27 protein-coding genes and 1 pseudogene are annotated in these 24,867 nt (G+C 72.2%); 13 read left to right on the plus strand and 15 right to left on the minus strand.

The annotated features are described in order from the left end of the window. Positions 1-80: 80 nt before the first annotated feature. On the minus strand, positions 81-659 hold the full coding sequence (locus JSQ78_RS13315; protein WP_211448257.1) for a signal peptidase II: 579 nt from the start codon (positions 657-659) through the stop codon (positions 81-83). A 101-nt stretch (positions 660-760) separates the two neighbouring features. Here JSQ78_RS13315 and cmtR point away from each other — a divergent pair, with 101 nt between their 5' ends. From cmtR to JSQ78_RS13340, 5 genes are all read left to right on the plus strand, one after another. After that, the gene (gene cmtR, locus JSQ78_RS13320; protein ID WP_211448259.1) at positions 761-1,114 is read left to right on the plus strand and encodes a Cd(II)/Pb(II)-sensing metalloregulatory transcriptional regulator CmtR; all 354 of its coding nucleotides are present in this window, start codon (positions 761-763) and stop codon (positions 1,112-1,114) included. After that, on the plus strand, positions 1,111-1,776 hold the full coding sequence (locus JSQ78_RS13325) for a cation diffusion facilitator family transporter (protein ID WP_211448261.1): 666 nt from the start codon (positions 1,111-1,113) through the stop codon (positions 1,774-1,776). The genes cmtR and JSQ78_RS13325 overlap by 4 nt, the downstream gene beginning before the upstream one ends. A 92-nt stretch (positions 1,777-1,868) precedes the next feature. Beyond that, positions 1,869-2,501 (plus strand): DsbA family protein, encoded by a 633-nt coding sequence (locus tag JSQ78_RS13330; RefSeq protein ID WP_249295725.1) that lies wholly within the window; start codon positions 1,869-1,871, stop codon positions 2,499-2,501. A gap of 335 nt (positions 2,502-2,836) precedes the next feature. Further along, entirely contained in the window at positions 2,837-3,562 is a 726-nt protein-coding gene (locus JSQ78_RS13335; RefSeq protein WP_211448263.1) for a competence/damage-inducible protein A, read from the plus strand. A gap of 66 nt (positions 3,563-3,628) precedes the next feature. Further along, complete coding sequence (locus tag JSQ78_RS13340) at positions 3,629-6,199, plus strand: excinuclease ABC subunit UvrA (RefSeq protein WP_211448265.1); 2,571 nt, start codon at positions 3,629-3,631, stop codon at positions 6,197-6,199. 164 nt (positions 6,200-6,363) lie between these two features. Here the strand turns inward: JSQ78_RS13340 and JSQ78_RS13345 are convergent, their stop codons facing one another. From JSQ78_RS13345 to arfB, 4 genes are all read right to left on the minus strand, one after another. After that, the gene (locus tag JSQ78_RS13345; protein ID WP_211448267.1) at positions 6,364-6,693 is read right to left on the minus strand and encodes a hypothetical protein; all 330 of its coding nucleotides are present in this window, start codon (positions 6,691-6,693) and stop codon (positions 6,364-6,366) included. Between the two features lie 53 nt (positions 6,694-6,746). Beyond that, positions 6,747-8,060 (minus strand): hemolysin family protein, encoded by a 1,314-nt coding sequence (locus JSQ78_RS13350; protein WP_211448268.1) that lies wholly within the window; start codon positions 8,058-8,060, stop codon positions 6,747-6,749. A gap of 150 nt (positions 8,061-8,210) precedes the next feature. After that, positions 8,211-8,561, minus strand: coding sequence for a TraR/DksA family transcriptional regulator (locus JSQ78_RS13355; protein ID WP_211448270.1), 351 nt, complete (start codon positions 8,559-8,561; stop codon positions 8,211-8,213). Between the two features lie 67 nt (positions 8,562-8,628). Then, the gene (gene arfB, locus JSQ78_RS13360) at positions 8,629-9,069 is read right to left on the minus strand and encodes an alternative ribosome rescue aminoacyl-tRNA hydrolase ArfB (RefSeq protein WP_211448272.1); all 441 of its coding nucleotides are present in this window, start codon (positions 9,067-9,069) and stop codon (positions 8,629-8,631) included. A gap of 129 nt (positions 9,070-9,198) precedes the next feature. On the opposite strand from arfB, the pseudogene JSQ78_RS13365 reads away from it, so the two are divergent. Beyond that, a pseudogene (locus JSQ78_RS13365) lies at positions 9,199-9,641 on the plus strand (GyrI-like domain-containing protein). A 25-nt stretch (positions 9,642-9,666) separates the two neighbouring features. Here the strand turns inward: JSQ78_RS13365 and JSQ78_RS13370 are convergent. Then, the gene (locus tag JSQ78_RS13370; protein WP_211448273.1) at positions 9,667-10,245 is read right to left on the minus strand and encodes a hypothetical protein; all 579 of its coding nucleotides are present in this window, start codon (positions 10,243-10,245) and stop codon (positions 9,667-9,669) included. A 94-nt stretch (positions 10,246-10,339) separates the two neighbouring features. Here JSQ78_RS13370 and JSQ78_RS13375 point away from each other — a divergent pair, with 94 nt between their 5' ends. Beyond that, positions 10,340-12,004, plus strand: a complete 1,665-nt coding sequence (locus tag JSQ78_RS13375) for an ABC-F family ATP-binding cassette domain-containing protein (protein ID WP_211448274.1) — start codon at positions 10,340-10,342, stop codon at positions 12,002-12,004. Further along, positions 12,001-12,198, plus strand: coding sequence for a hypothetical protein (locus JSQ78_RS13380; protein ID WP_211448275.1), 198 nt, complete (start codon positions 12,001-12,003; stop codon positions 12,196-12,198). The genes JSQ78_RS13375 and JSQ78_RS13380 overlap by 4 nt, the downstream gene beginning before the upstream one ends. On the opposite strand, the gene JSQ78_RS13385 is transcribed toward JSQ78_RS13380, so the two are convergent. Beyond that, positions 12,190-12,801 carry a dihydrofolate reductase family protein gene (locus JSQ78_RS13385; protein ID WP_211448276.1) on the minus strand — a complete coding sequence of 204 codons (612 nt, stop codon included), beginning with the start codon at positions 12,799-12,801 and terminating at the stop codon, positions 12,190-12,192. The genes JSQ78_RS13380 and JSQ78_RS13385 overlap by 9 nt on opposite strands. A gap of 131 nt (positions 12,802-12,932) precedes the next feature. On the opposite strand from JSQ78_RS13385, the gene JSQ78_RS13390 reads away from it, so the two are divergent. Beyond that, positions 12,933-13,250, plus strand: a complete 318-nt coding sequence (locus JSQ78_RS13390; RefSeq protein WP_211448277.1) for a hypothetical protein — start codon at positions 12,933-12,935, stop codon at positions 13,248-13,250. Between the two features lie 21 nt (positions 13,251-13,271). On the opposite strand, the gene JSQ78_RS13395 is transcribed toward JSQ78_RS13390, so the two are convergent. The 4 genes from JSQ78_RS13395 to JSQ78_RS13410 all read right to left on the minus strand — a co-directional run bounded on the left by JSQ78_RS13395 (position 13,272) and on the right by JSQ78_RS13410 (position 17,089). Next, the gene (locus JSQ78_RS13395) at positions 13,272-13,721 is read right to left on the minus strand and encodes an Lrp/AsnC family transcriptional regulator (RefSeq protein ID WP_249295726.1); all 450 of its coding nucleotides are present in this window, start codon (positions 13,719-13,721) and stop codon (positions 13,272-13,274) included. Continuing rightward, a complete protein-coding gene (locus JSQ78_RS13400; protein WP_211448280.1) occupies positions 13,718-15,058 on the minus strand; it encodes an aspartate aminotransferase family protein in 1,341 nt (446 codons plus the stop codon). The genes JSQ78_RS13395 and JSQ78_RS13400 overlap by 4 nt, the downstream gene beginning before the upstream one ends. Before the next feature lie 88 nt (positions 15,059-15,146). Beyond that, on the minus strand, positions 15,147-15,563 hold the full coding sequence (locus JSQ78_RS13405) for a universal stress protein (protein ID WP_211448281.1): 417 nt from the start codon (positions 15,561-15,563) through the stop codon (positions 15,147-15,149). After that, a complete protein-coding gene (locus JSQ78_RS13410; RefSeq protein WP_249295727.1) occupies positions 15,560-17,089 on the minus strand; it encodes an APC family permease in 1,530 nt (509 codons plus the stop codon). Before JSQ78_RS13410 ends, JSQ78_RS13405 begins: the two co-directional genes overlap by 4 nt. 161 nt (positions 17,090-17,250) lie before the next feature. Between JSQ78_RS13410 and JSQ78_RS13415 the strand changes: the two genes are divergently transcribed. Further along, entirely contained in the window at positions 17,251-18,489 is a 1,239-nt protein-coding gene (locus JSQ78_RS13415) for a saccharopine dehydrogenase family protein (protein WP_211448283.1), read from the plus strand. A gap of 3 nt (positions 18,490-18,492) precedes the next feature. On the opposite strand, the gene thpR is transcribed toward JSQ78_RS13415, so the two are convergent. Genes thpR through JSQ78_RS13435 form a run of 4 tightly spaced genes read right to left on the minus strand, consistent with a single transcriptional unit; the run spans position 18,493 to position 20,322 of the window. Beyond that, positions 18,493-19,044 (minus strand): RNA 2',3'-cyclic phosphodiesterase, encoded by a 552-nt coding sequence (thpR, locus tag JSQ78_RS13420; protein WP_211448285.1) that lies wholly within the window; start codon positions 19,042-19,044, stop codon positions 18,493-18,495. A gap of 53 nt (positions 19,045-19,097) precedes the next feature. Next, positions 19,098-19,565, minus strand: a complete 468-nt coding sequence (locus JSQ78_RS13425) for a GNAT family N-acetyltransferase (RefSeq protein WP_349305121.1) — start codon at positions 19,563-19,565, stop codon at positions 19,098-19,100. Further along, positions 19,562-19,879, minus strand: coding sequence for a biopolymer transporter Tol (locus JSQ78_RS13430; protein WP_211448287.1), 318 nt, complete (start codon positions 19,877-19,879; stop codon positions 19,562-19,564). Before JSQ78_RS13430 ends, JSQ78_RS13425 begins: the two co-directional genes overlap by 4 nt. Beyond that, positions 19,876-20,322, minus strand: a complete 447-nt coding sequence (locus JSQ78_RS13435; protein WP_211448289.1) for an Hsp20/alpha crystallin family protein — start codon at positions 20,320-20,322, stop codon at positions 19,876-19,878. Before JSQ78_RS13435 ends, JSQ78_RS13430 begins: the two co-directional genes overlap by 4 nt. Before the next feature lie 130 nt (positions 20,323-20,452). Between JSQ78_RS13435 and JSQ78_RS13440 the strand changes: the two genes are divergently transcribed. The 3 genes from JSQ78_RS13440 to JSQ78_RS13450 all read left to right on the plus strand — a co-directional run bounded on the left by JSQ78_RS13440 (position 20,453) and on the right by JSQ78_RS13450 (position 24,862). Continuing rightward, positions 20,453-20,899, plus strand: a complete 447-nt coding sequence (locus JSQ78_RS13440; RefSeq protein ID WP_211448291.1) for an SRPBCC family protein — start codon at positions 20,453-20,455, stop codon at positions 20,897-20,899. A gap of 161 nt (positions 20,900-21,060) precedes the next feature. Next, positions 21,061-22,527 carry an HNH endonuclease signature motif containing protein gene (locus JSQ78_RS13445; RefSeq protein WP_211448292.1) on the plus strand — a complete coding sequence of 489 codons (1,467 nt, stop codon included), beginning with the start codon at positions 21,061-21,063 and terminating at the stop codon, positions 22,525-22,527. Between the two features lie 289 nt (positions 22,528-22,816). Next, positions 22,817-24,862 carry a DEAD/DEAH box helicase gene (locus JSQ78_RS13450; RefSeq protein ID WP_502756154.1) on the plus strand — a complete coding sequence of 682 codons (2,046 nt, stop codon included), beginning with the start codon at positions 22,817-22,819 and terminating at the stop codon, positions 24,860-24,862. Positions 24,863-24,867 lie beyond the last annotated feature (5 nt).

Genomic DNA, 24,867 nt, shown 5'->3' on the forward strand with positions numbered 1-24,867 from the left:
AGTCTTGGTCAGCACTCGATGACTATACAGGATGCGCTGAACCGTCAATGTCCGTGCTCAGTCGCAGGCGCCTGCCGTGATTACGGGACTTGCGTCGCCGGAGCAAGCCGGTCAGGGCGCGTCACGAGGGTCGTGCGCAGCGCCCATAGCGCGATCCCGCACGTGGTGAAGATGTCCGCGACGTTGAAGATGGCGAACCAGTCGACCGCGATGAAGTCGACGACCCGACCCGTCAGCGGCGGCTCGCCGGCTCGGAAGATGCGGTCCGAAAGGTTCCCGAGCCCCCCGCCGGCGGCGATCGCCAGCAGTGCCGTGCCGACGAGATCGTCATCGCGAACAACACGAGCACATACCCAGCCGAGCAGCGCCGCATTGAGGACTATCAGTCCCACGACCAACGGCGCGCCAGCATCAGCCCCGATGCCGAAGGCGACGCCAGGATTGAAGACCAGCCGGAGCTCAACGAACGGCAAGATCGGGACGGTGGTGCCGCCCGACAGCGCCGACAGGGCCCAGGCCTTGGATGCCTGGTCGAGCGAGAATGCACCAACGACCGCGACGGCCGCCGCAACGGCGGCGCGCATCCGCTTCCCGGAGTTCCCCGCCAAGGGCGCCGCGACTGCGACTGCTCGGTCGGCGTCGGCATGTCGATTCAGCACTGGCTGACTATAGCGGACCGCCGTTGCCGACTGCGTCGTCGCCCGGCCACGCCTTGGCGGGTGGCTGCAACCGACCGGCAACCGACTGCTATGGTCACTGTATGCTGACCATTCCCAGTCGTCTCGATGTCATGCATCGGCTCGGGCGTGCCATGGCGGACCCGACGCGCGCGCGGATTCTGCTGCAGTTGCTGGAGAAGCCGAGCTATCCGGCGGAGCTGGCGCGCGACCTGGCCCTGTCACGCACCAACGTCTCGAATCATCTCGCATGCCTCCGAGACTGCGGGATCGCTGTCGCTGAGCCCGAAGGCCGCCAGACGCGCTACGAGATCGCCGACCCGCACCTCACGCGAGCGATCGAGGCGCTGCTGGAGGTGACGCTCGCAGTCGACGCGGACGCCCCCTGCATGGACGCCGCCTGTCCCATCGACGGCTGCTGCGAGGCCTCCTCGTGACCGCGACGCTCGCGGGCGACCGTCGCACGAGGCTGCGGCGCCGAGTGCGCTGGATCGTGGGCTTCACCATCACATACAACGTGATCGAGGCGATCGTCGCGATCTGGGCGGGCACCGTGGCGTCCTCCGCGGCGCTGATCGGGTTCGGCCTCGACTCCGTGGTCGAGGTGATGTCGGCGGCGGCGGTCGCGTGGCAGTTCACGCGCAAGGACCCCGAGCGATGGGAGGCCGTCACCGTCAAGGTGATCGCCATCGCGTTCTTCGCCCTCGCCGCGTACGTCACGATCGACGCGGTGCTCTCGCTCGCCGGAGTCGGCGAGGTCGAGCAGAGCCCGGTCGGGATCGCGATCGCCGCGCTCAGCGTCGTGGTGATGCCCGCTCTCGCATGGTTCGAACTGCGAACGGGCAAGGAGTTGAGGTCGCGCAGCGTGCAGGCGGACGCGAAGCAGCTGCTCGTGTGCACGTACCTGTCGGCAGCGGTACTCGTCGGCCTGCTCGCTAACTCGCTCTTCGGCTGGTGGTGGGCCGACTCCCTCGCCGCCCTCGTTGTCGCCGGCCTCGCCGTACGCGAAGGCATCGAGGCGTGGCGCGGCGACCTCTGCTGCGCACCGAACCTGGGACGCGACGGCGACGTTGACGAGGACGACTGCTGCGACTCCTGAGGCAGCGGCCGGAAGCAGCTGTGAGCCCGAACCATCCCGCCGCCAGCACACGCCGCAGGGTAGGGGCGGCCATCGCGATCGTCGCATCAGCAGTGGCTGTCGTGATCGTGGCGGTGCTGATGGTCGTCCGCCCTTGGGAGTCCCAGGGCGCGACCGGAGCGCAACCGCGGGCCGCCGAGACCGCACCGCCGGCTGTCCTCGTGGATGAGACGACACACGTGCTCGACGATGCCGGCCCCGATGCTCCCGTCGTCGTTGAGTTCCTCGACTTCGAGTGCGAGGTGTGCGGAGCTGTCTTCCCGACGATGGAAGAACTGCGCGAGGAGTATGCCGGTCAGGTGACCTTCGCTGTGCGCTACTTCCCGCTGCCTGGCCACTTCAACTCGGGCAACGCGGCGGTCGCGGTCGAGGCGGCCGCCCGGCAGGGACAGTTCGAGGCCATGTACCGGCGCATGTTCGAGACCCAGGCAGAATGGGGCGAAGGCCGCACCTCGGAGGCTGCGCGCTTCCGCAGCTATGCGGACGACCTGGGTCTCGACATGGCCGCCTTCGACGCTGCAGTCGCAGACCCGGCCACGCTGGCACGGGTGGAGCACGACTTCCGAGCGGGGATGAACCTGGGTGTCACAGGGACGCCCGGGATCTTCGTCGACGGGGAGCAGCTGCAACTATCGCGGCTGACCGACATCGAGGCCGCGATCCAGGTTGCGCTCGAGGACGGCTAAGCGCGCGCCTACGCGGTGCCCGGACGGCGCTTAACGTGAAGGGCGCGGGCAAGCGACAGCGCGGTTCGGGATCGGAGCCTGAGCGTTCGTTCAGCGGGTCGCGGTCTCCGAGCGCGAGGAAACCGAGGGCGCGGATGCGAGGCCTGAAGTCCGCAGCCAGTCCGCAGGAGTCTCCGCAAGTGGCGGTGCGTGCCCGTGCCGGACCGGCGTGATTCCGCTGAACTGCGGGGCTAGTTGGCCGACTCAGTACTGGTCGGGGTGCTAGACCACGTTCCGCTTCAACGTGTAGCCGAGCGTCGTCGGGCTCGCGCAGGTCGATGCGGCACGCTGGAGGCATGACGAACCCGACTGCCGCGATGCTCGTGATCGGTGACGAGATCCTCTCCGGGCGCACTCGTGAGGCGAACGCCTACCACCTGGCCGGCCGGCTCGGTGAGGTCGGCATCGACTTGCGCGAGATCCGCGTCGTCCCCGACGACCACGCCGTCATCGTCGCGGCGCTGCGCGATCTCAGCGCCGCGCACGCCCACGTCTTCACCTCCGGCGGCATCGGGCCCACGCACGACGACATCACCGCCGACGCGGTGGCGGATGCGTTCGGTGTCGGCGTCGAGGTGCGCGACGACGCCCGCGCCGCACTGCAGGCGGCCGTCGGGCCCGGGCGCACCCTCACCGATGCGCACCTGCGCATGGCACGTATCCCGCACGGCGCGGACCTCATCGAGAACCGCATCAGCGGAGCACCCGGCTTCCGCATGGGCAACGTGCACGTCATGGCCGGCGTGCCCGCGATCTTCGTCGCGATGCTGGACGCGGTGCTGCCGCAGCTCGAGTCGGGCCTGCCCGTCGTCTCCGAGGAGCTTCGCTTCGAGGTGGGGGAGGGCCGGATCGCCGATCCGTTGCGCGTCCTCGCTGCCGAGATGCCGGAGCTCAGCATCGGCTCCTACCCGTTCCGCGACGGCGGCGTCTTCGGCACCAACATCGTGGTGCGCGGCACCGACCCGGCGCTCGTGCGGGAGGCGATGGAGCGGCTCCGCGCGATCCACCGCGCCGTGGGTTAGGCCAGCACGACGCATCCGTCGGTCGTGCTCAGCATGCTTGCGGGGGATTCGCGAGAGGCTGGCGTGATGGATGCACTGGCGAGCGGAGCGCAGGACGGTCTCGATCGAGTGCGGGTACGCGGTGCTCGAGAGCACAACCTGCAAAGCGTCGACCTCGACATCCCGCGGGACGCGCTCGTGGCGTTCACCGGGATCTCCGGCTCGGGCAAGAGCTCGCTCGCGTTCGGCACGATCTACGCCGAGTCGCAGCGCCGCTACTTCGAGTCCGTCGCGCCCTACGCTCGCCGCCTGATGAGCCAGGTCGGGGTGCCCGACGTCGACGCGATCGACGGCCTGCCGCCGGCGGTCGCGCTCCCGCAGCAGCGCTCGGGCGGCTCCGCGCGCTCGACCGTCGGCAGCGCCACCTCGATCTCGAACGTCGTCCGCATGCTCTACTCGCGCGTCGGCACCTACCCGCCCGGCGCGCCGATGCTCTACGCGGAGGACTTCTCCACGAACACCGTGCAGGGCGCATGCCCGACATGCCACGGGCTCGGCCAGGTGCATGACGTGCCCGATTCGCTCATGGTGCCCGACGCATCCCTGACGATCCGCGAGGGCGCGCTCGCCGCCTGGCCGACCGCCTGGCACGGCAAGCAGCTGCGCGACAGCCTCATCTCGCTCGGCTACGACATCGACGTGCCGTGGCGCGAGCTGCCGCGCGAGCAGCGCGACTGGGCGCTCTACACCGACGAGTCGCCACAGGTGCCGATCTACACCGACCGCGGCCCCGCCGAGGTGCGGCAGGCGATCGCCGACGGCACCCCGCCGCGCTACATGAGCACCTTCCAGGGCGTGCGTCGCTATGTACTCAACACCTTCGCGGGTTCGAAGAGCGCACGGATGCGCGAGCGCGCCGCGTCGTTCATGGTGAGCGTCCCGTGCCCCGAGTGCGGCGGTCGCCGGCTGAAGAGGGAGGCGCTCGCGGTCACGTTCGAGGGGCTCGCCATCACCGAGCTCGCCGCGATGCCGCTCCGCGACGTCGCCGCCCTGCTGCAGGGCGTGCTCGAGCCGGATTGGCGGCCGCGCGGCGGTGGCGACGAGCATCCCGAGCAGCTGCTCGCCGCTCGCCGCCTGGTCTCCGACCTGCTCGCCCGCCTCGCGCTCATCATCGACCTCGGGCTCGGCTCCCTCTCGCTCGACCGCACCACCGCATCCCTCTCCTCCGGTGAGCTGCAGCGCATGCGCCTCGCGACGCAAGTGCTGTCGCAGCTCTTCGGCGTCGTCTTCGTGCTGGACGAGCCCTCCGCCGGCCTGCACCCCGCCGACACCGAGTCGCTGCTGGGCATCCTCCGACGGCTGCGCGACACCGGCAACTCCGTCTTCTTCGTCGAGCACTCGCTCGACGTCATCCGCGAGGCCGACTGGATCGTCGACATCGGTCCGGGCGCTGGCTCCGAGGGCGGCGAGGTCGTCTACTCCGGGCCGATCGACGGGCTCCGAGCAGCGGATGCGTCCGTCACCCGCCGCTACCTGTTCGACGCACCGAGCCCGAGTCGTGAGCGGCGCGAGCGCCGGCAGGGCGATGGAGCGCTCGAGCTGACGGATGTGTCGAGGCACAACGTGCAGGACCTCTCGGTCTCGTTCCCGCTCGGCGCGCTCACCGCCGTCACCGGTGTCTCGGGCTCTGGCAAGTCGACGCTCGTCGTCCAGGCGCTCCCGGAGCTGCTGCGGGCGAGCCTCGCGAGCGAGGTCGAGGACACCGCAGCGGTGGACGACGCGGCCGCCGTCGAGGATCCGCTCACGCAACGCTCTGAGGCGGAGACCGCGGGTCGCGCTCGTGGGCCCGCGGGGCGGCTGCGCCGCGTGGTGCAGGTGAGCCAGCGGCCGATCGGCCGCACCTCGCGCTCGAACGTCGCGACCTACACGGGGCTCTTCGACCGCGTCCGCGCCCTGTTCGCCGCGACGCCCGAGGCGAGGCGGCGCCGCTACGCCCCGAGCCGGTTCTCGTTCAACCTGCCGGCCGGGCGCTGCCCGACGTGCAAGGGCGAAGGGACGATGGAGGTCGAGCTGCTCTTCCTGCCGACCGTGCATGCGCCGTGCACGACGTGCGCCGGCACCCGCTACAACGCCGAGACGCTCGAGATCGAGCTCGACGGGCGCTCGATCGCGGACGTGCTGGCGATGAGCGTGCGCGACGCCCGCGCATCCCTCACCGACGATGCAGACGTCAACCGGCACCTCGACGCGCTGCTCGACGTCGGGCTCGGCTACGTCGCCCTCGGGCAGCCCGCGACCCAGCTCTCCGGCGGCGAGGCGCAGCGCGTCAAGCTCGCCGCCGAGCTGCAGCGGGGCCAGCGCGGCGACACGCTCTACCTGCTCGACGAGCCGACCTCGGGGCTCCACGCGGCCGACGCCGACCGGCTCTTGCAGCACCTGCACCACCTCGTCGACGGCGGCAGCACCGTCATCATGGTCGAGCACGACATGCGCATCGTCGCCGAGGCCGACTGGGTGATCGACCTCGGCCCGGGGTCGGGGGATGCGGGGGGCCGGGTGGTCGCGGAGGGCACGCCCGAGCAAGTGGCCGAGAGTGACGCGAGTGCGACCGCGCCCTACCTCGCGGCGGCGCTCTCGGCGCGCGGGTCGGACGCGTAACCCATCCGGCCGGGACGCGTCTTCAGCCGGCCCTCGGAGGACTCCCAGCCAGGCCCGACATGATCGCTCTCGGAACTCCTGGGGCGCCCGATGCCTTGGACGAAGGCCACGCGAATGCCCCTCCGCAGCGACTGCGAGAGGGGCTCTCGCCGTTCCGGGCGGCGTCAGCCGATGCCGGCGCCGGCGCCGAAGGGCGGGTGGAGCGCCATGGCGAGCGCGAGGGCGACGACAGCGGCCCCGATGGCGAACAGGCTCGGCGCCAGCGGCGGGCTCGTCGCCCCCCGCGCACGCCACATCGCGAGCAGCGCGACGACCACCGCGAGGGTCGACCACGCGAGCAGCACCCACCCCAGCAGCCACGCCAGCTCGACCGGCGCCTGCGGCAGGAGGTCCATCGCCGCCGCGACCTGCAGCGAGAGCGCGCCGAGCGCCGCGAGCACCGCGGCGATGAGCGCCGGCGCCCACGCGTCGTGGGTCGCGCCCGCCTTCAGCATGACGGGAGCGTAATCGCGACTGCGACTGCTCCGCTAGGGGCCTTGGACCGGCGTCACGCCTCGCCGCGCGTCTCGCCCTCCGGAGCCGGGTCGACGACGGGCGTGACGAAGAGCTCGGCGATGCGATGCCGGTCGAGCGCCGTGACCTTCAGCAGCGCTCCGTCGATCCCCACGACGTCACCGACCTTCGCCAGGCGCCCGAGCCGCTCGAGCACGAAGCCGGCGACGGTGTCGGCGGAGCTGCTCGGCAGCCGCACGCCCGTCGCCTCCTCGAAGTCCTGGAAGTTGAGTCGGCCGTCGACCGTGCCGCCCTCCGTCGAGAGCTCACTCGGCCCGGTCTCGGTGTCGTACTCGTCGAAGATCTCGCCGACGACCTCCTCGAGGAGATCCTCGAGCGTGACGATGCCGTCGGTGCCGCCGTACTCGTCGATGATGACCGCGATGTGGTGCCCCTCGGCACGCATCGTCGCGAGCGTCGGCAGCACGCGAGCGGTTGCCGGGAAGTAGGGGATCGGCCGGCCGATGTCGTCGAGGGTCGCGGCCGAGCGGTCCTGGAGCGCGTCGAAGAGGTCACGCACGTGGACGAACGCGGTGATGTCGTCGATGCCGCGATCGATGAGCGGGTAGCGCGAGTACGGCTGCTCGCGCACGGAGGCCGCTGCCTGCTCGATGGTCGCGGTGCCGTCGAGCGCGGCGACCTCGGGTCGCGGCCGCATGACCTCGCTGAGCTGGCGGTCGCGGAGCGACAGCACGTCGTCCAGGATCCGCCGCTCCTCGTCGGGGAAGCCGGCGTGGGTCGAGACCATGTCGCGCAGCTCCTCCTCCGTCATCTCCTCTCCCGTCTTGTGGGGATCGCCGCCGAGCAGGCGCACGATGAGGTTCGTCGAGACGGACAGGAACCAGATGACGGGCTTCATGACGATCGCGAAGCCGTTCAGGACCGGCGCGACCGCGTAGGCGAACGCGGTGTTGCGCTGGATCGCGAGCCGCTTGGGCGCGAGCTCGCCGAGCACGAGCGAGAGGTAGGCGATCGCGAGCGTGAGCACGACGGTCGCGACCGTGCCGGCGACCTGCTCGCTCAAGCCGAGCTGCGTCAGCAGCGGCGTGACGTGCGGCGCGATCGACGAGGCGCCGAAGGCGGCCGAGGCGAAGCCCGCGACGGTGACGCCGATCTGGACCGCGGAGAGGAAGGTGTTGGGGTTGCGGGCGAGCGCCGCGACCTTCGCGCCGCGCTTGCCGCGAGCGGCGAGCGCGTTGAGCTGACCCTCGCGAAGGGTGACGAGCGCCATCTCCGTGGCGGCGAACACGCCGCCGATCAGGACGAACGCCACGACGAGGGCGATGTTCGTCGCGAGATCCGCGCTCATCGGCGGAGCTCCGCGGGCTGGGGCGCGCCCAGGGTCACCTGGGCGTTCGGACTATGACCGTCGGGGGCGTCCCGGCTCGCGTTGCGTCGCACGGAGACAGGCTCGAACCCGCTGCTCTGCGCGGACCCAGCGCGAGCGCTGGTCGCGCGCTCAGGCCTCGAGGCGGCGCGCGCAGTCGATGCACGTCGTCGCCTGGGGCCGCGCCTCGAGCCGCTCGGGCGCGATCGGCTTGCCGCAGACGCTGCACAGCGAGTCCTCGCCTCGCTCGTGCCGGGCGCTCGCTTCGCCGATCGCGGTCAGTGCCTCGCGCTGCGTCTGCCGGAGCCCTTCGAGTCGCGACCACTCGGAGGAGAGGGAGACGCCGTCGGGGTCGTGCTCGTCGTCGTCGTTCAGGCCCTCCCGCATCCGTCGCAGCTCCACGAGCTCGCGCTCGAGCTCCTCGAGCCGCGCGAGCACCTCGCGGCGGCGCTCAGCGATGCTGTCGGCGCGTGATGGATGCATACGGGGTCCTCTCCTCCAGACCGGGTCGTCGGGCCAGGCTAGCTGTGGCCGCTGACATCCCGGCTCGTCACTCCGGGCGGGGAGGGCGGCGGTGCTGCTTGGTCGCGGAGCGCCGGAGCTTCGCCTCGACCCGGCGCAGCTGGGAGCCGCGCGTCGGGCGGGTCGCGCGGCGCGCCCGCTGCGGCACGACGGCGTCGCGGAGCAGGTCCGCGAGGCGGCGCCTGGCAGCCATGCGGTTGTCGAGCTGCGAGCGATGCTCCGAGGCGCTGATGGTGAGCACCGTGCCCGCGAGGCGCGGCGCCAGGCCGTCGAGCGCCCGGCGGCGCTGATCGTCGTCGAGTGCCGTGGTCGCTCCGAGGTCGAGGCTCAGCTGCACGCGGGAGTCGGCAGTGTTGACGCCCTGCCCGCCGGGGCCCGACGACCGGGAGAACTGCTCGACGAGCTCGGTCGCGGGCACGCGCAGGCCACGCGGGGCGCCGGGGCCGGGCGGCACGAGCAGATCGTCCATGCCTCGAGTGTGCCCGGTCGCTCGTCGACGTGCCCGCGCGACCACTGTCGCGATCGACGATCGAGCCGGGCACCGATCATCGGGTGCGCTGTCGGGCTCGCGATCACGATGGAGTGCGGAAGGAGGACCATGATCGGCACGCTGAACGCTCTCGTCGAGCTCGTCGAGCGCGACCCGGCCGAGCCGATCGACGCTGCTCGCCTCGCCCGGGAGCACGCGACGACCGAGTACCACGTGCGCCGGATGTTCTCGGCGCTCGCGGGGATGCCGCTGTCGGAGTACGTGCGACGGCGGCGCATGACGCTCGCAGCCGCGGAGCTCGTGCGCGGGGCGCCGAGCCTGGCGGGATCCTCGCCGTCGACGTCGTGCGGGCGGACGCCGGCACGTGGGCGGTCTTCCGCTCGAGCGGACCGTTCCCCGATGCGCTGCAGTCGATGATGGCCGCGACCGCGACCGACCGGTTCCCGTCGAACCCGTGGCGGCTGCGCCCCGGCCCATCGATCTTGCGGCACCTCGAGCTCACCCAGTCGCACGCGACGTGCGAGTACTGGCTGCCGATCGAGGCGGCGTGACACCGCCGCGCCGCACTGCTGCGGATCAGTAGCGCTCCGGCCATCCGTACGGATCACCGTCACCCAGCAGGTCGCTCGCGGCGTCGATCTCGGCCGCGACGCGTTGACGGAATCGAGCGTCGATGCCGCGCCTGAGCAGCTCGCGACCGAGCTGCCGACGGACCGCTGCGAGCTCCATGTCGGAGCTCCTGGCGACGGCGACCGCGAACGCCAGCGCCAGGAGCTCGGCATCCTCCAGTGCCGGGATGCCTCGCTCGGCGCGCGCCGCCTCCGCCTCGCGCTGCGCCTCCCACGGCGATGGGAGGCGCTGCGCGAGTGCCGCGAGCCAGTCGTAGTCGCCGTTCGCGTCGAGCTGGCGCAGCCGCGGCAGCACGAGGTCGGCGGCCAGGTGCCGCTCGTCGGCGGGCAGCATGCGGTGCAGCTGGCCTCGGAGGCCCTGCTCGGTGCGACCGACGCGAGCGGCGATCTCGTCGAGCGAGCCGCCGTCGCGGATCGCGCGCATGACCGCGCGGTAGTCCTCCTCCGTCCACGGCTTGCCGTGGCGTCGCGGCAGCGGATCGCCTGGCAGATGTGCGACGAGGTCGTCGCGCGTGATGTTCGTCATGTCCGGCACTGTGCCGGGTCCCGCGAGCGCAGGAGCGAGCAGCGGCGGTGCCTGTGGATGAGCGCCGCGTGCGTGCGGCTGGGAGGATGGCGGGATGACCGCAACCCTCGTCGCGCAGGGGCTGGCCGGCGGCCACGGCCACCGCACGCTCTTCGACTCCCTCGACCTCACCGTCGCACCCGGCGATGTCGTCGGCGTGGTCGGGGCCAACGGCGCGGGGAAGTCGACGCTGCTGCGGATCCTCGCGGGCGTCGACGAGCCGCAGGCCGGCACCGTGTCGCTCGCGCCGGCCGACGCCTTCGTCGGCTGGCTGCCGCAGGAGCACGAGCGGGTCCCGGGCGAGACCGTCGTCGACTACATCGCCCGCCGCACCGGCTGCGCAGCCGCGACGCGCGAGATGGATGCTGCCGCGGACGCGCTGGGTGACCCCTCGCTCGCGCCGGTCGGGACCGACCCGGCCGACACCTACGCATCCGCCCTCGAACGCTGGCTCGCGAGCGGCGCGGCGGATCTCGAGGAGCGCACGCCGATCGTGCTCGCCGAGCTCGGCCTCGAGCTCGACGGCGAGCCGATCGAGCAGGCGCTCATGACCTCGCTCTCGGGCGGGCAGGCAGCGCGCGTGGGGCTCGCGGCGCTGCTGCTGAGCCGCTTCGACATCGTGCTGCTCGACGAGCCGACGAACGACCTCGACCTCGACGGGCTCGAGCGGCTCGAGTCGTTCGTGCAGGGGCTCCGCGGCGGCGTCGCGCTCGTGAGCCACGACCGCGAGTTCCTCGCCCGCTGCGTCACGCGCGTGCTCGAGCTCGACCTCGCGCAGTCGTCGAACCGCATCTACGGCGGCGGCTACGACTCGTACCTCGAGGAGCGCGCGACGCTCCGGCGGCACGCCCGGGAGCAGTACGAGGAGTTCGCCGAGCAGAAGGCCGACCTCGTCGCCCGCGCCCGCCGCACCCGCGAGTGGTCGAGCCAGGGCGTGCGCAACGCGATGAAGAAGGCGCCCGACAACGACAAGAACCGCCGCCGAGCGATGACGGAGTCGAGCGAGAAGCAAGCGCAGAAGGTGCGGCAGATGGAGAGCCGCATCGCGCGGCTCGAGGAGGTCGAGGAGCCCCGCAAGGAGTGGCAGCTGCAGTTCGAGATCGGCGCTGCGCCGCGCTCGAGCACGGTCGTCGCGACCCTCAACGGCGCGGTCGTGCGGCAGGGCGCGTTCACGCTCGGGCCCGTCTCGCTGCAGGTGAACGCGGGGGAGCGGATCGGCATCACCGGGCCGAACGGCGCCGGCAAGTCGACGCTGCTGCGCGCGCTGCTCGGCCGCCGGGAGCCCGACGAAGGATCGGCGAGCCTCGGCTCGAGCGTGCAGGTGGGCGAGATCGACCAGGCGCGCTCGCTGCTCGCGGGCACGAGGCCGCTGGCGGATGCGTTCGAGTCGCTCGTGCCGGAGCTCGCGTCGGGTGAGGTGCGCACCCTGCTCGCGAAGTTCGGGCTGCGCGCCGATCACGTCGGACGCGCCGTCGACGAGCTCTCGCCCGGCGAGCGCACGCGCGCCGCGATGGCCCTGCTGCAGGCGCGCGGCGCCAACCTGCTCGTGCTCGACGAGCCGACGAACCACCTCGACCTGCCCGCGATCGAGCAGCTCGAGCAGGCGCTCGAGACCTACGACGGCACCCTCTTGCTCGTCACGCACGATCGGCGGATGCTCGAGGCGGTCACGCTCGACCGGCACTGGAGCGTGGAGGCGGGGGTCGTGTCCGAGCGTTGACCCGGATCTCGCTCGGTGCGGATCGCGGAGCCCCGCTCTCGGCCTCGCGGCAGACCGTGCCGCGACCCACGAGCGACGCGACGATGCCCGAGCCGGGAGCGACCGGCGAGGAGCTGGCCGCGGAGCTGACGAAGGCCGAGGCGTCGGAGCACGTCGAGCGCCTCCGCGACCAGCAGAGCGGCACCTCAGCCTGAGCGAGCTGCGTCGCGCACGACGCGGTAGGTCACGTGCGCGACGAGCGGGTTCGCGCGCGCCGAGACCGTCTCGAGCCGCACATCGCCCGAGCGCACGAAGAGCCGCTCGCCGGCCCCGAGCACGATCGGCGCGACGTGCAGCCGCAGCTCGTCGATGAGTCCCGCCGCGAGGAACTGGTCGACCGTGCTCGCGCCGCCCGCGATCGAGATCGAGCGCTCGCCGGCCGCTTCGCGCGCTCGCGCGAACGCCGCCTCCACGCCGTCGGTGACGAAGTGGAAGACGGTGCCGCCCGCCATCCCGATCGGCTCCCGCTGGTGGTGGGTGAGCACGAACACCGCCGCGCGGTACGGCGGCTCCCGGCCCCACCAGCCGTCCCACGGCTCGTCCCACGGCCCGCGGATCGGCCCGAACATGTTGCGGCCCATGATGTATGCGCCGTGCCCGAGGATCGCGTCGATCTCCTCGCGGTTCTCCTCCGGCGCCTCGAACATCCAGCGGTGCAGGTCCTCGCCGCCGACGCCGAGCGGCTCCTCGCGGCTCTGCGACGGCCCCGCGGCGAAGCCGTCGACCGAGACGCCGATGTCGCAGCTGACGATCCCCATGGCGCCGCATCCTGCCGTGCCGGGGCCCCGAGCACCACCCTCGATCGCATTCGAGCGGGGGGCGGATGCGTCGGGCGGCGCGAGCGCGCCCGGCACTGCCCGAGGCGCGCCGCGAGGAGTAGCGTCGCGGCATGAGCGAGCAGCAGCCGGTCGTGCGGGTGTGGACCTGCGCCGTGCGCACCCAGGACCGCGAGGAGTACGTCGACTACGTCGAGCGTACCGGCATGGAGGCCTACCGCTCGACGCCCGGCAACCTCGACGCGTGGATCCTCACGCGCGACCTCGGCGACGGCCACACCGAGATCACGACCGTCTCGCGCTGGGAGTCGATGGCGGCGGTCATCGCGTTCGCGGGCGATGACCCAGAGCGCGCCGTCTACTACCCGGAGGACGACCGCTACCTCGTCGAGCGCGACGACCGCGTGCGGCACTACCTGCAGCGCGCCTGACGCAGCGACGGGCACTGCGCCTCAGCGCACGCCCCACGCGTACGTCTGCTGCTGCAGCTTCAAGTACATGAGCGTGTCGGTCTCGCGCACGCCGTCGATCTGTCGGATGCGGCCCGAGACGAGATCGAGCAAGTGGGCGTCGCTCTCGCACACGACCTCGGCGAGCACGTCGTAGCTGCCCGCCGTGATGACGACGTAGTCGACCTCCGGCAGCGCCGCGAGCGCCTCCGCGACCGGCTCGAGCGCGCCCGACGCGCGGATGCCGATCATCGCCTGGCGCGCGAAGCCGAGCTGCATCGGGTCGGTGACGGCCACGATCTGCATGACCCCCGCATCCGTCAACCGCTTCACGCGGTTGCGCACCGCGGTCTCGCTCAGGCCGACGGCGTGCCCGATCGCCGCGTACGACGCGCGGCCGTCGCGCTGCAGCTCGGCGATGATCGCCTTGTCGTGGCCGTCGGGCAGACTCACAGGTGCGACCACGCCTCCGAGAGCACGCTCCGCAGGATCTGCCCCATCTCGTCGAAGTGCGACCGATCGCAGATGAGCGGGGGAGAGAGCTGGATGACGGGGTCGCCGCGGTCGTCGGCCCGGCAGTAGAGCCCGGCGTCGAACAGCGCCGTCGAGAGGAAGCCGCGCAGCAGCCGCTCCGCCTCGTCGTCATCGAAGGTCTCGCGCGACTCCTTGTCCTTCACGAGCTCGAGCCCAAAGAAGTAGCCGTCGCCGCGCACGTCGCCGACGATCGGCAGATCGGTGAGGCCCTCGAGCGTCGCGCGGAACGCGCCCTCGTTCGCCCGCACGTGCTCAAGCACGCCCTCGCGCTCGAACGCCTCGAGGTTCGCGAGGCCGACCGCGGTCGCGACCGGGTGGCCGCCGAACGTGTAGCCGTGCGCGAACATCGCGCCGGGCTCGGCGAAGGGCTCGAACAGCCGGTCGCTCGCGATCATCGCGCCGAGCGGCGCGTAGCCCGACGTGAGCCCCTTCGCGCACGTGATGATGTCGGGCTGGTAGCCGTAGCGCTCGGCGCCGAACATCGTGCCGAGCCGGCCGAACGCGCAGATCACCTCGTCCGAGACGAGCAGCACGTCGTACCGATCGCAGATCTCGCGCACGCGCTGGAAGTAGCCCGGCGGCGGCGGGAAGCAGCCGCCCGAGTTCTGCACCGGCTCGAGGAAGACCGCCGCGACCGTCTCAGGCCCCTCCTGCTCGATCGCGACCGCGATCTGGTCAGCGGCCCAGCGGCCGAACGCCTCGGGGTCGTCGCGGTGCACGGGCGCGCGGTAGATGTTCGTGCTCGGCACGCGGAACGTCGAGGGCACGAGCGGCTCGAACATCTGCTTGAGGCCCGGGAGCCCCGTGATCGACAGCGCCCCGTGCGTCGTGCCGTGGTAGGCGATCGCGCGGCTGATGACCTTGTGCTTCTGCGGCTTGCCCGTCAGGCGGAAGTAGTTCTTCGCGAGCTTCCACGCGCTCTCAACCGCCTCGCCGCCGCCGGAGGTGAAGAAGATGCGGTTCAGGTCGCCGGGCGTGAGCGACGCGAGCTTGTCGGCGAGCTCGATCGCGCTCGGGTGCGCGTACGACCAGACGGGGAAGAAGGCGAGCGTCTCCGCTTGCTTCGCCGCGACCGCCGCGAGGTCGGCGCGGCCATGTCCGAGCTGGTTGACGAACAGGCCGGCGAGCCCGTCGAGGTAGCGCTTGCCGCGGTCGTCCCAGATGTAGGCGCCCTCCCCGCGCACGATGACGGGCGCCCGGTCGGCGTCCGCCATCCGGGTGAAGTGCATCCACAGGTGGTCGGCGGGCGTGCTCATGCGTGTCGGTCCTTCGTCGGTGTCGAGTCGGTGTCGGTGTCGGTCGTTGGTGAGCGGATGCGTCGGGACGGTGAGCGGATGCGTCGCGTCACTCGAGCGCGGGCACGCACAGCACCGGGCGGGTGCTGAGGTGCAGCAGCTTGTGCGGCGTCGAGCCGAGGATCGCGCCGCGCATGGGGCTCTCGCCCCACGTGCCGACGACGATGAGTCGCGCGTCGTGCCGCTCGGCGGCGTCGAGGAGGGCAGGGGCCGGGCGCTCCGAGACCAGCTCGACCACCGCATCCACCCCCGCCGCCCTCGCCTCGGCGAGGGCGTGGCCGGCGGCCTCGTTGCCCGCTTGCCGCAGCGCCGCCTCGTGGCTGCGCGCCTCCTCGCCGAGCGATCCGGGCGGCGCGGTGCCGTAGACGATCACGAGCCGCTCGCCGAAGCGGCGCGCGAAGTCGATCGCGACGGGCAGCGCGGCGCGCGCGCCGGGCGACTCGTCGTAGCCGAGCGCGATCGTCATGCGTCCGTCCCCTCCCTGCGGCCCGTCGTCGCGTCGATGCGCACGATGGGCTGCTCGGCGGTGCTCGGCCGCTCCGCCCAGAAGCGGCGGTCGCGGAAGTACCAGACGATCATGAGCACGATGCCGGTGAGGAAGATGCCGACGCCGATCACGAGGGGCGGGCCGACGCCGAACCACGGGGTCTCGGTGTAGGAGTTCTCGGGGTTGCCGTAGTCGATGATCGCGGCGACGAGCAGCCAGAGGAGCATGAGCGAGCCGAGCACGGGCCCGACGCCGATGAGCAGGAAGCTCTTGGCGCTGCGCGTGAGCCGCTTGCGGAAGTAGACGGCGCACGCGATGCCGGTGAGCGCGTAGTAGAAGGCGATGAGGAGGCCGAGCGCCGTGAGCGTGTCCCACAGCGCCGTCTCGCTCAGCAGGCCCACGACGAGGTAGTAGGCGATCGCGATGCCCGCGACCCACCAGGTCGAGACGTCGGGGGTGCGGAAGCGGGGGTGGATGTGCCCGAAGGTCTTGGGCAGCGCGCCGCGACGGGCCATGCTGAGGCCCGTGCGCGAGGCGGGGATGATCGTCGTCTGGGTCGAGGCGATCGCCGAGGTGGCGACCGAGAGCATCACGACCCACGCCCACGGGCCCATGGTCTCGCTCGCGAGCACCTGGAAGATCGCGTCCTCCTCGTCGGCGTTCTCGGCGAGGAACGCGTCGCCGGCGAGCGCGACGACCGCGATCGTCACCGAGAGGTAGGTCGCGAGCAGCACGATCGTCGACCAGATGGCGGCCTTGCCGGGCGCTTGCGACGAGTTGGTCGTCTCCTCGGTGAGGTTGACGGCCGACTCCCAGCCCCAGTAGGCGAAGACGCCGAGCAGCAGGCCGGCGGTCACGCCCTCCCAGCCGCCGCCGAAGGGGTTGAGCCACTCCCACGACGGCGTGAGCGAGTCGAAGGGCGAGTTCCCCGAGAACACGAGCGCGAACGCGACGACCGCGAACGCGAGGAGCGAGAGCACCTGGAAGACGATGAGCACGTTCTGCAGCCGCGCAGAGATCTCGGTGCCCCAGACGCAGATCGCCGTCATCACGAGGATGAGCACGACGGTCAGCACGCGGATGAGCACCGGGTCGTATGCGGCGTCCTCGAGGCCGAAGGTGAGCAGCGAGTAGCGCACGCCCACCTCGGCGAGCGAGCCGACGATGAGCACGCCGGTCATGGCGATCGCCCAACCGCCGATCCAGCCGAGCCACGGTCCCATCGCTCGCGTGACCCACGAGAAGGTCGTGCCGCAGTCCTGGTCGACGGTGTTCAAGTAGTAGAAGGCGGATGCGATGAGCAGCATCGGGATGAAGCTCGCGAGCATGATGCCCGGGGCGTGCACGCCGCTGAAGAGCACGAGCCCGCCGATGATCGCGGCGATCGTGTACGCGGGGGAGGTCGACGCGAGGCCGATGACCATGGCGTCGAAGAAGCCGATGGCGTTCGGCTTCAGCCCCGACTGCGGAGCGGGCGGCCGCGCCGCGATGGTGTCGTCGCTCACTGGTGCTCCTCGTCGCGCATTCGGCGGATACCGTGGCCATCGCCCGCCATGGGTGACGCATCCGCTGCTTCTGCTGGCAGACGATACTGATTCCGTCGCCGCTGCGCTACAGTCTGGGCCAGCCGGGATCCGTGGGCGATGCCGGTCGGAGGGGTGAGTCCATGCGGATCCTGCTGATCGGAGCCGGAGGAGTGGGCGGCGCGTTCGCGGCGATCGCCGCCCGGCGCGACTTCTTCGAGGCGATCGTGATCGCCGACTACGACGCGTCGCGCGCGGAGCGCGCCGCCGCGGCCGACGCGCGCTTCACGGCCGCGCGAGTGGACGCATCTGACCCCGAGTCCGTCGCGGCGCTCTGCCGGGAGCACCGGATCACGCACGTGATGAACGCGGTCGACCCGCGCTTCGTGATGCCGATCTTCGACGGCGCGCTCGCCGCCGGCGCCGACTACCTCGACATGGCGATGAGCCTGTCGAAGCGCCACCCGGAGGATCCGTACCGGAAGGTCGGGCTCAAGCTCGGCGACGAGCAGTTCGCGAAGTCGGGGGAGTGGGAGGCGGCCGGGCGGCTGGCGCTCGTCGGGATCGGCGTCGAGCCGGGGCTTTCGAACGTGCTCGCGCGCTACGCCGCCGACGAGCTCTTCGACCACATCGACGAGCTCGGCACGCGCGACGGCGCGAACCTCGCCGTGCACGACGAGCACGGGAAGGAGATCTTCGCGCCCTCGTTCTCGATCTGGACGACGATCGAGGAGTGCCTCAACCCGCCGGTCATCTGGGAGCGCTCGCGGCAGGACGTCGACGGCGGCTGGTACACCACCGAGCCGTTCAGCGAGCCGGAGGTGTTCGACTTCCCCGAGGGCATCGGGCCGGTCGAGTGCGTCAACGTCGAGCACGAGGAGGTGCTCATGATGCCGCGCTGGCTCGAGGCCGACCGCGTCACCTTCAAGTACGGGCTCGGCGAGGAGTTCATCGGCGTGCTGCGCACGCTCAACACGCTCGGGCTCGACCGCACCGACAAGGTGAAGGTCGGCGGCGTCGAGGTGAGCCCGCGCGACGTCGTCGCCGCGGTGCTGCCCGACCCGGCGACGATCGGCCCGGTCATGACGGGCAAGACGTGCGCGGGCGTGTGGGTGCGCGGCACGGGCAAGGACGGGCAGCCGCGCTCGACGTACCTCTACCACGTGGTCGACAACGAGTGGTCGATGGCCGAGTACGGCCACCAGTGCGTCGTCTGGCAGACGGCGATCAACCCGGTCATCGCGCTCGAGCTGCTCGCGCGCGGCGAGTGGTCGGGCGCCGGCGTGCTCGGCCCCGAGACGATGCAGCCTGCGCCGTTCCTCGACCTGCTCGGCGAGTACGGCTCGCCGTGGGGCCAGATGGAGGTCGCGGCGAAGGCGTGACGCCTAGCCGCCGAGCGGCAGGCGCGCGACCGTCTCGTGCAGCGGCCGCCTGCCGTGGCCGAGCAGCTGCGAGTCGACGAGCTCCACCTCGTCGACCCTCCAGCGGCGCGAGCGGTAGGTGTCGAGCACGCGGAGCCAGCGCAGGGCGCTGCGGTCGCGCGGCGGGCGCGCGAGCGTCACGTGCGGCGTGAAGCGCTTGCCGTCGGGCGGCGCGCCCGCGGCGTTCGCGCCGTCGCGCACGCGGCGGGCGAGCCGCTCGAGCGCGTCGCCGCCCTCGCCGACGCCGAGCCACAGCACCGCGGGGCGGTCGGGGTGCGGGAAGGCACCGGCCCCCGCGAGCGAGCACTCGAACGGGTCGACGCCGCGAGCGGCGCTCGCGAGCCGCTCCTCGAGGGGCTCGAGGATGCGCTCGGGCACGTCGGCGAGGAACGCGAGCGTGAGATGCATGCGGTCCGGCCGCGTCCAGCGCAGCCCTTCGCGCACGTCGAGGAACTCGGCGAGATCCTCCCGCACGTCCTCGGGCGGCACGACCGCCGCGAACATCCGCCGACCCATCCGCCCACCGTAGGGCGCTCGGCAGAGCATCGCGTGTGCGCCGATCGGCCCCTTCAGCGGGGAGCGAGCTGCTCGCGCATCACCACGCGCGGGAACCCGCTCGAGACGGCGCCTGCGAGCACCGCGTGCGAGATGCCGCGCCCGCGGTGCCCCGGCCGCACGCGGATGCACAAGATCGACCAGACCGGCTGCTCGTCGACGTGCGGGATCTTCCGCGAGCGCTCGAACGGCAGCTGCGCGCGCGGCGCGACGGCGGCCCAGCCGACGACCTCGTCGCCGTCGTAGCCGAGCACGCCCGGCGCGATGGGCTCTCGCGTGAGCCGCTCGACGTACGCGCCGCGCTCGACGCCGTGCAGCGACGTGTTCGTCTTCGCGTCGATGCGGTGGCTGAGGCACCAGCAGACGGATGCGTCGGGCCGCTTCGGGCCGATGATGGCGGCGAGATCGTCGAAGCGGTCGTGCGTCGCGGGGTGCACGATGATCCCGCTCGTCTCCGCCCTGGCCGCGCGCGCGGCGCTCACGACCGGTGCTCCGGCGGCGCGAGCTCGTCGAGGCTCGCGAGCCGCTCCGCAGCGCGCTCCGCGCGCTCGGCCTCGGTCAGCTCCCACCACGCCGTGCCGCGCTCGCCGAGGCCCTCCTTCGCGAGCTGCACGCGATCGCGCGCGCGCCGCTCGCTCGCGTCATCCGGCCCGCTCCGCACCGCGGAGCGGGCGCGCCCGAGGTGCGAGCGCAGCCGCGTCGCGACCTCGGCGTCGAGCGACGGATCCTCAGCCCGCCACCGCCGCCCGTCGACGACGATCCAGCGGCCGTCGTCGGTGCGCTCCGGCGCCGTCACCGCCGACCGCGCCGCGAGCTCGAGCGATGCTCGATCGGGATGTGGCGAGGCTTCGTCGGCACCGGATCGAGCCCGACGCGCACGGTGAGCACGCCGTCCTCGTAGACGGCGGTGATGTCGTCGTCGTTCGCCCCCTGCGGCAGGCGCACCGCGCGGGCGAGCGCGCCATAGCGGAACTCCGAGCGCTGCTTTTCGCGCTTGTCGGGATGCCGCTCGGCGTGGATCGTCAGCGTGCCGTGCGCGACGCTCACGTCGATGTCGCGCTCGGGGTCGAGCCCCGGCAGCTCGGCATGCACGATGAACTCGTCGTCGTGCACGAGCTCCTCGACGCGGATGCCCGGGAGGGGCCCGCGGCCATCCCACCCGCCCAGCAGGGCGAACGCATCCACCCACTCCGTGAACGGCGGGAACACCGGGTACTTGCGCGCGGCTTCCGTGCTCATGGCTGCTCCCTCCGTCGCGTCGGTCGCGTGCCTCGTGTCTACTCCGCTTCTGTCGCGGTCTCAATGGGGGCGGATGCGGCGGGTCACGCCACGGTGGCGCCTCGAGGTGCGCGCGTGGTTCGATCGAGCCATGAGCGACAGCGAATCCCGAGTGGTGAGTGCGAGCCGCGTGATCGCTGCCCCCGCCGACGTCATCTTCGAGGAGATCGCCGACCCGTCGCGGCAGCCCGCGTGGGACGGCAACGACAACCTCGGGTCGGCCGCCGAGGGGCAGCGGGTGCGCGCCGTGGGCGAGGTGTTCTCGATGACGCTCGGCAGCGGCGCGGTGCGCGAGAACCACGTGGTCGAGTTCGAGGAGGGCCGCCGCATCGCGTGGAAGCCCGCCGAGGAGGGCAAGCCGCCGATCGGGCAGCTGTGGCGATGGGAGCTCGAGCCTGCCGACGGCGGCACGCGCGTCACCCACACCTACGACTGGACGCAGCTGCACGACGAGTCGCGCCTCGACCGCGCGCGGCGCACGCGCGAGGAGCAGCTGCTCGCCTCGATCGATCGCCTGCAGGCGCTGCTCGAGGGTTGACCTCCGGGCGACCCCGCCCGCTGCCCTTCGATGCGGTGTGCGCCCAGCGCGGCGCTTGCCGAGTTCTCCACAGCCCCCTCGATCCTCGAACAGAGGTTCGAGCCGCTCGGTAGAATCGGGGGACAGCGACGGCGTCGGTGCTGTCGTGTTGGAGGGTCGTGATGGACGGGCAGCAGCGGCAGGGCAGGTCGCCCGAGGCTGCTGGTCTGCGCGAGCGGCTGGCCGCGGTGCAGGCGGATGTCGAGGAGATCCTGGCCGCGTTCGATGGTCTGGGCGATGTCGAGCGGTGGGATGCGTTCGCTGCCGTCGGGGAGCTGGCCCGGCTGGCCGATGGGGCGCTGGTGCGGATGGCGGGGGTGGTGGAGCGGTCGGTGCCGGCGATGGATGCGCCGAACCAGGCGCGCACGTTCGGGTACCACTCGACGAGGACCGCGCTGCGGCACGAGGCGGGAGTCTCGGCCTCGCGGGCGAAGGCGATCCTGCAGCTCGCCCGCGTCTCGACCCCGCGGGTGGGTCCGACCGGACTGCCGCTCGAGCCGCTCTACCCGCACGTCGCGGGCGCGCTGGAGGACGGGTCGATCGCGATCGACCAGGGCCGGGTGATCGTGGAGGTGCTGGAGTCCGCTGGCGGCCGCGCCGACCCCGACGCGCGGCTGGCCGCGGAGGAGGATCTCGTGGGTGCGGCGGTGGGGGAGCAGCGTCCGGGCGAGCGCGGCTACGACGACGCGGTCCCGACCCCGCCGGAGCTGCTGGCGGTCACGGCGCGGCAGTGGCTCTCGGCGCTCGACCCGGACGGGGCGGAGCCGCGGGAGGAGGCGCAGGTCGCCGAGCGGGAGTTCACGCTCGCGCAGTGCGCGGACGGGGTCTTCCGCGGCCGGGTGGCGTTCCCGCCGGTGGAGGGGGCGGAGGTGATGGCGGTGCTGGCCGCCTACGACTCGCCGCGCACCGGGGACGGGTTCGAGAACCCCGACGCGCCGGCCGATGATGAGCGAACCGACGCGCAGCGGCACGCGGACGTGCTGGTGGGCCTGTTCCGCGCCCACGCCCGCTCCGGCGAGCCGCCCCGGCCCGGCGGCGACGCGCCGACGCTGCTGGTCGCGATCACCCAGGCGGAGCTCGACAAGCACGCCGAGGGGCGGCCGGCGACGTGCGACATCGTCGAGACCGGCGAGACCGTCCCGGCAGGCCTCGCGGCCCGGATCGTGTGCGACGGGTTCGTGCAGGCCGCGCTCGTCGACGGCGACGGCCACGTCCTCAAGCTCGGCCGCCGCAAGCGGCTGTTCTCCCTCTGGCAGCGGATCGCGATCATGCTCCGCGACCGCCACTGCCAAGGCCCCGACTGCCGCATCCCCGCCACCTGGGGCGACGTGCACCACGTCATGCGCTGGGCCGACGGCGGCCCGACCGACACCGACAACGGCATCCTGCTATGCCCCACGTGCCATCGCGAGGTCCACAGCGGCAGACTCCGCATCGACAAGATCGGCACGCGCTGGCGCGTCACCCGCATCCTCCTGCCACCCATCCGCAGACCCAGACGACCCAAGCGCGGCCCCATCTCGACGCGGCTCGGCGCAGCCGTCACGCGATTCAGCGGGTCATCCGAGCGGATCCGGGGCTCGACCTAGTAGGATGGTGGACGGCGACAGCGCCGGTCACCGCCGGAGCCGCGAAGCGGCCCCGCCCGTGCACCGCAGCCGCAGCCGCCGGCTCGATGAGTCACGCACCGATCTGTCGGTGCTCGTCGAAGCCCGTCAATCCGGGGCCCGCACCGCCGGCCCCGCCTCGAACGGAGGACACGTGGCAGACGCCGCAACCATCGATGCGACCGAGACGGACGCATCCCCAGACCTCGACGCGCTGGTCGTCGACGAGGCGGCCGCCGAGCGGCCCGCCACCCGAGAGCGCGACGCGCTCATCCCGCAGCTCGCCCGCGCCGTGCGGCAGGTCGAGGCGGGCGTCAAGCGCGGCTCCGCCTCGCGCTCGACGCGCGTGAAGCTGCAGGTCGTCGCGATGCTCGCGCGCGAGGAGCGCGCCCGCGTGCGCGCCGACAAGAACCTCACCGACGCGCAGCGCGCCGAGGACCTCAAGCGCCTCGACGGCATCGCCGTCATCCTCGCGAAGGCCGCGAGCCGCGAGCCCACGCTGCTGCCGCTGCTCGGCGACGGGGCCCCGATCACCGACGCCGTGCGCGAGCGCAAGCGCGAGATGCTGCAGGCGGCGGGCATCGAGGAGGCTCCCGAGCCGCAGTCGGCTCCCGAGCCCGAGAGCACCGAGCCGCAGGCGCCGCAAGTCGTGCCGCCGTCGGTGCGCCGCGTGGCGCTCGCCAACCCCTTCCTCGAGCCCGACCTCACGCACGTGCGGCGCAAGCCCGAGCGCGACCGCCTCGCGGGCTTCGACCTGCTCTCGCCGCTCTACCTCTCGTTCGAGGTCGCGGCCGACGGCCGACCGGCGTGCATGCCGCTGCCCGAGCCGAAGCGGCACATCGCACCGGGCGGCAAGGAGCTCATGCACCACCAGGCCGAGCTCGTGCAGGCCGCTCGCGACGGGCACCGCACGTTCCTGCTCGCCGACGAGCCGGGCCTCGGCAAGACGGCGCAAGCGCTGCTCGCGGCTCAGGCTGCCGACGCGTTCCCCCTCCTCGTCGTCGCGCCGAGCGTCGTGAAGATCAACTGGGCGCGCGAGACGGAGCGCTGGCTGCCCGGCCGCCGCGCCGCGGTGCTGCAGGGCGACGGCGACACGCTCGACGCGTTCGCCGACGTCGTCATCGTCAACTACGAGGTGCTCGACCGCCACATCGGCTGGCTCGAGACGTTCGGCTTCCGCGGCATGGTCGTGGACGAGGCGCACTTCATCAAGAACACGCGCTCGAAGCGATCGCGCCACGTGCTGCAGATCGCCGCGGCCCTGCGCGAGCGCATCGGCAACCCGCTGCTCATGGCGCTCACCGGCACCCCGCTCATCAACGACATCGAGGACTTCGGGGCCATCTGGCGCTTCCTCGGCTGGATCGACCACAAGGAGCCGAACGCCGAGCTCACCGACGACCTCGAGGAGATCGGGCTCACGCCGATGGACCGGGCGTTCTATCCGGCCGCCCGGCGCGCCGTGATCGACATGGGCATCGTGCGGCGACGCAAGATCGACGTCGCCTCCGACATCCCCGCCCGTCGCATCGCCGACATCCCCGTCGAGCTCGACGAGGCATCCGTGCGCTCCATCCGCACCGCCGAGCGCGAGCTCGTCGAGCGCATGCTGCGCCGCTACGACGCCGCGATGGAGCAGCGCTCCGTCGACGCGCGCGACGACAGCCGGGTCGACGACGAGCTCGTGCGGCGCATCGCCCGCAGCGAGGTCGAGTCGCAAGAGGGCGGCTCGGGCGAGAACGTCTTCGCGCTCGCGCGCCGCATCGGCCGCGCGAAGGCGCCGCTCGCCGCTGATTACGCGGCACAGCTCGCGCACTCGGTCGGCAAGGTCGTCTTCTTCGCGAAGCACATCGACGTGCTCGACACCGCCGAGCAGACGCTCGCGAAGGCCGGCATCAAGACCGTCTCGATCCGCGGCGACCAGTCGCCCACGCAGCGGCAGGCCGCGATCGACGCGTTCACGAACGACGAGTCGGTGCAGGTCATCGTCTGCTCGCTCATGGCTGCGGGCGTCGGCGTCAACCTGCAGGCCGCGGCCGACATGGTGCTCGCCGAGCTCTCGTGGACCGACGCCGAGCAGACGCAGGCGATCGACCGCATCCACCGCATCGGCCAGTCGATGCCGGTGACCGTGTGGCGCATCCTCGCGGCGCAGACGATCGACACGCGCATCGCCGAGCTGCTCGACACGAAGGCGGGCATGGTCGGTCGTGCGATCGACGGCGCCGTCGGCGACGAGCCGACGAGCACCGACCTGCGCCTCGAGGCGGTCGCGGGCATGCTGCACGACGCGGTCGCCGCGCGCATCGGGCGCTGACCGGA

It is taken from the genome of Agrococcus sp. Marseille-Q4369 (genome assembly GCF_018308945.1).
In the GTDB taxonomy this organism is placed as follows: Bacteria; Actinomycetota; Actinomycetes; order Actinomycetales; family Microbacteriaceae; genus Agrococcus.

Coding starts and splice junctions, on each gene's coding strand:
- cmtR (WP_211448259.1), top strand. CDS start 761: ATGCTGACCATTCCCAGTCGTCTCGATGTCATGCATCGGCTCGGGCGT.
- JSQ78_RS13335 (WP_211448263.1), top strand. CDS start 2,837: ATGACGAACCCGACTGCCGCGATGCTCGTGATCGGTGACGAGATCCTC.
- JSQ78_RS13340 (WP_211448265.1), top strand. CDS start 3,629: ATGGATGCACTGGCGAGCGGAGCGCAGGACGGTCTCGATCGAGTGCGG.
- JSQ78_RS13345 (WP_211448267.1), bottom strand. CDS start 6,693: ATGCTGAAGGCGGGCGCGACCCACGACGCGTGGGCGCCGGCGCTCATC.
- JSQ78_RS13350 (WP_211448268.1), bottom strand. CDS start 8,060: ATGAGCGCGGATCTCGCGACGAACATCGCCCTCGTCGTGGCGTTCGTC.
- JSQ78_RS13355 (WP_211448270.1), bottom strand. CDS start 8,561: ATGCATCCATCACGCGCCGACAGCATCGCTGAGCGCCGCCGCGAGGTG.
- arfB (WP_211448272.1), bottom strand. CDS start 9,069: ATGGACGATCTGCTCGTGCCGCCCGGCCCCGGCGCCCCGCGTGGCCTG.
- JSQ78_RS13370 (WP_211448273.1), bottom strand. CDS start 10,245: ATGACGAACATCACGCGCGACGACCTCGTCGCACATCTGCCAGGCGAT.
- JSQ78_RS13375 (WP_211448274.1), top strand. CDS start 10,340: ATGACCGCAACCCTCGTCGCGCAGGGGCTGGCCGGCGGCCACGGCCAC.
- JSQ78_RS13385 (WP_211448276.1), bottom strand. CDS start 12,801: ATGGGGATCGTCAGCTGCGACATCGGCGTCTCGGTCGACGGCTTCGCC.
- JSQ78_RS13390 (WP_211448277.1), top strand. CDS start 12,933: ATGAGCGAGCAGCAGCCGGTCGTGCGGGTGTGGACCTGCGCCGTGCGC.
- JSQ78_RS13400 (WP_211448280.1), bottom strand. CDS start 15,058: ATGAGCACGCCCGCCGACCACCTGTGGATGCACTTCACCCGGATGGCG.
- JSQ78_RS13405 (WP_211448281.1), bottom strand. CDS start 15,563: ATGACGATCGCGCTCGGCTACGACGAGTCGCCCGGCGCGCGCGCCGCG.
- JSQ78_RS13415 (WP_211448283.1), top strand. CDS start 17,251: ATGCGGATCCTGCTGATCGGAGCCGGAGGAGTGGGCGGCGCGTTCGCG.
- thpR (WP_211448285.1), bottom strand. CDS start 19,044: ATGGGTCGGCGGATGTTCGCGGCGGTCGTGCCGCCCGAGGACGTGCGG.
- JSQ78_RS13435 (WP_211448289.1), bottom strand. CDS start 20,322: ATGAGCACGGAAGCCGCGCGCAAGTACCCGGTGTTCCCGCCGTTCACG.
- JSQ78_RS13440 (WP_211448291.1), top strand. CDS start 20,453: ATGAGCGACAGCGAATCCCGAGTGGTGAGTGCGAGCCGCGTGATCGCT.
- JSQ78_RS13445 (WP_211448292.1), top strand. CDS start 21,061: ATGGACGGGCAGCAGCGGCAGGGCAGGTCGCCCGAGGCTGCTGGTCTG.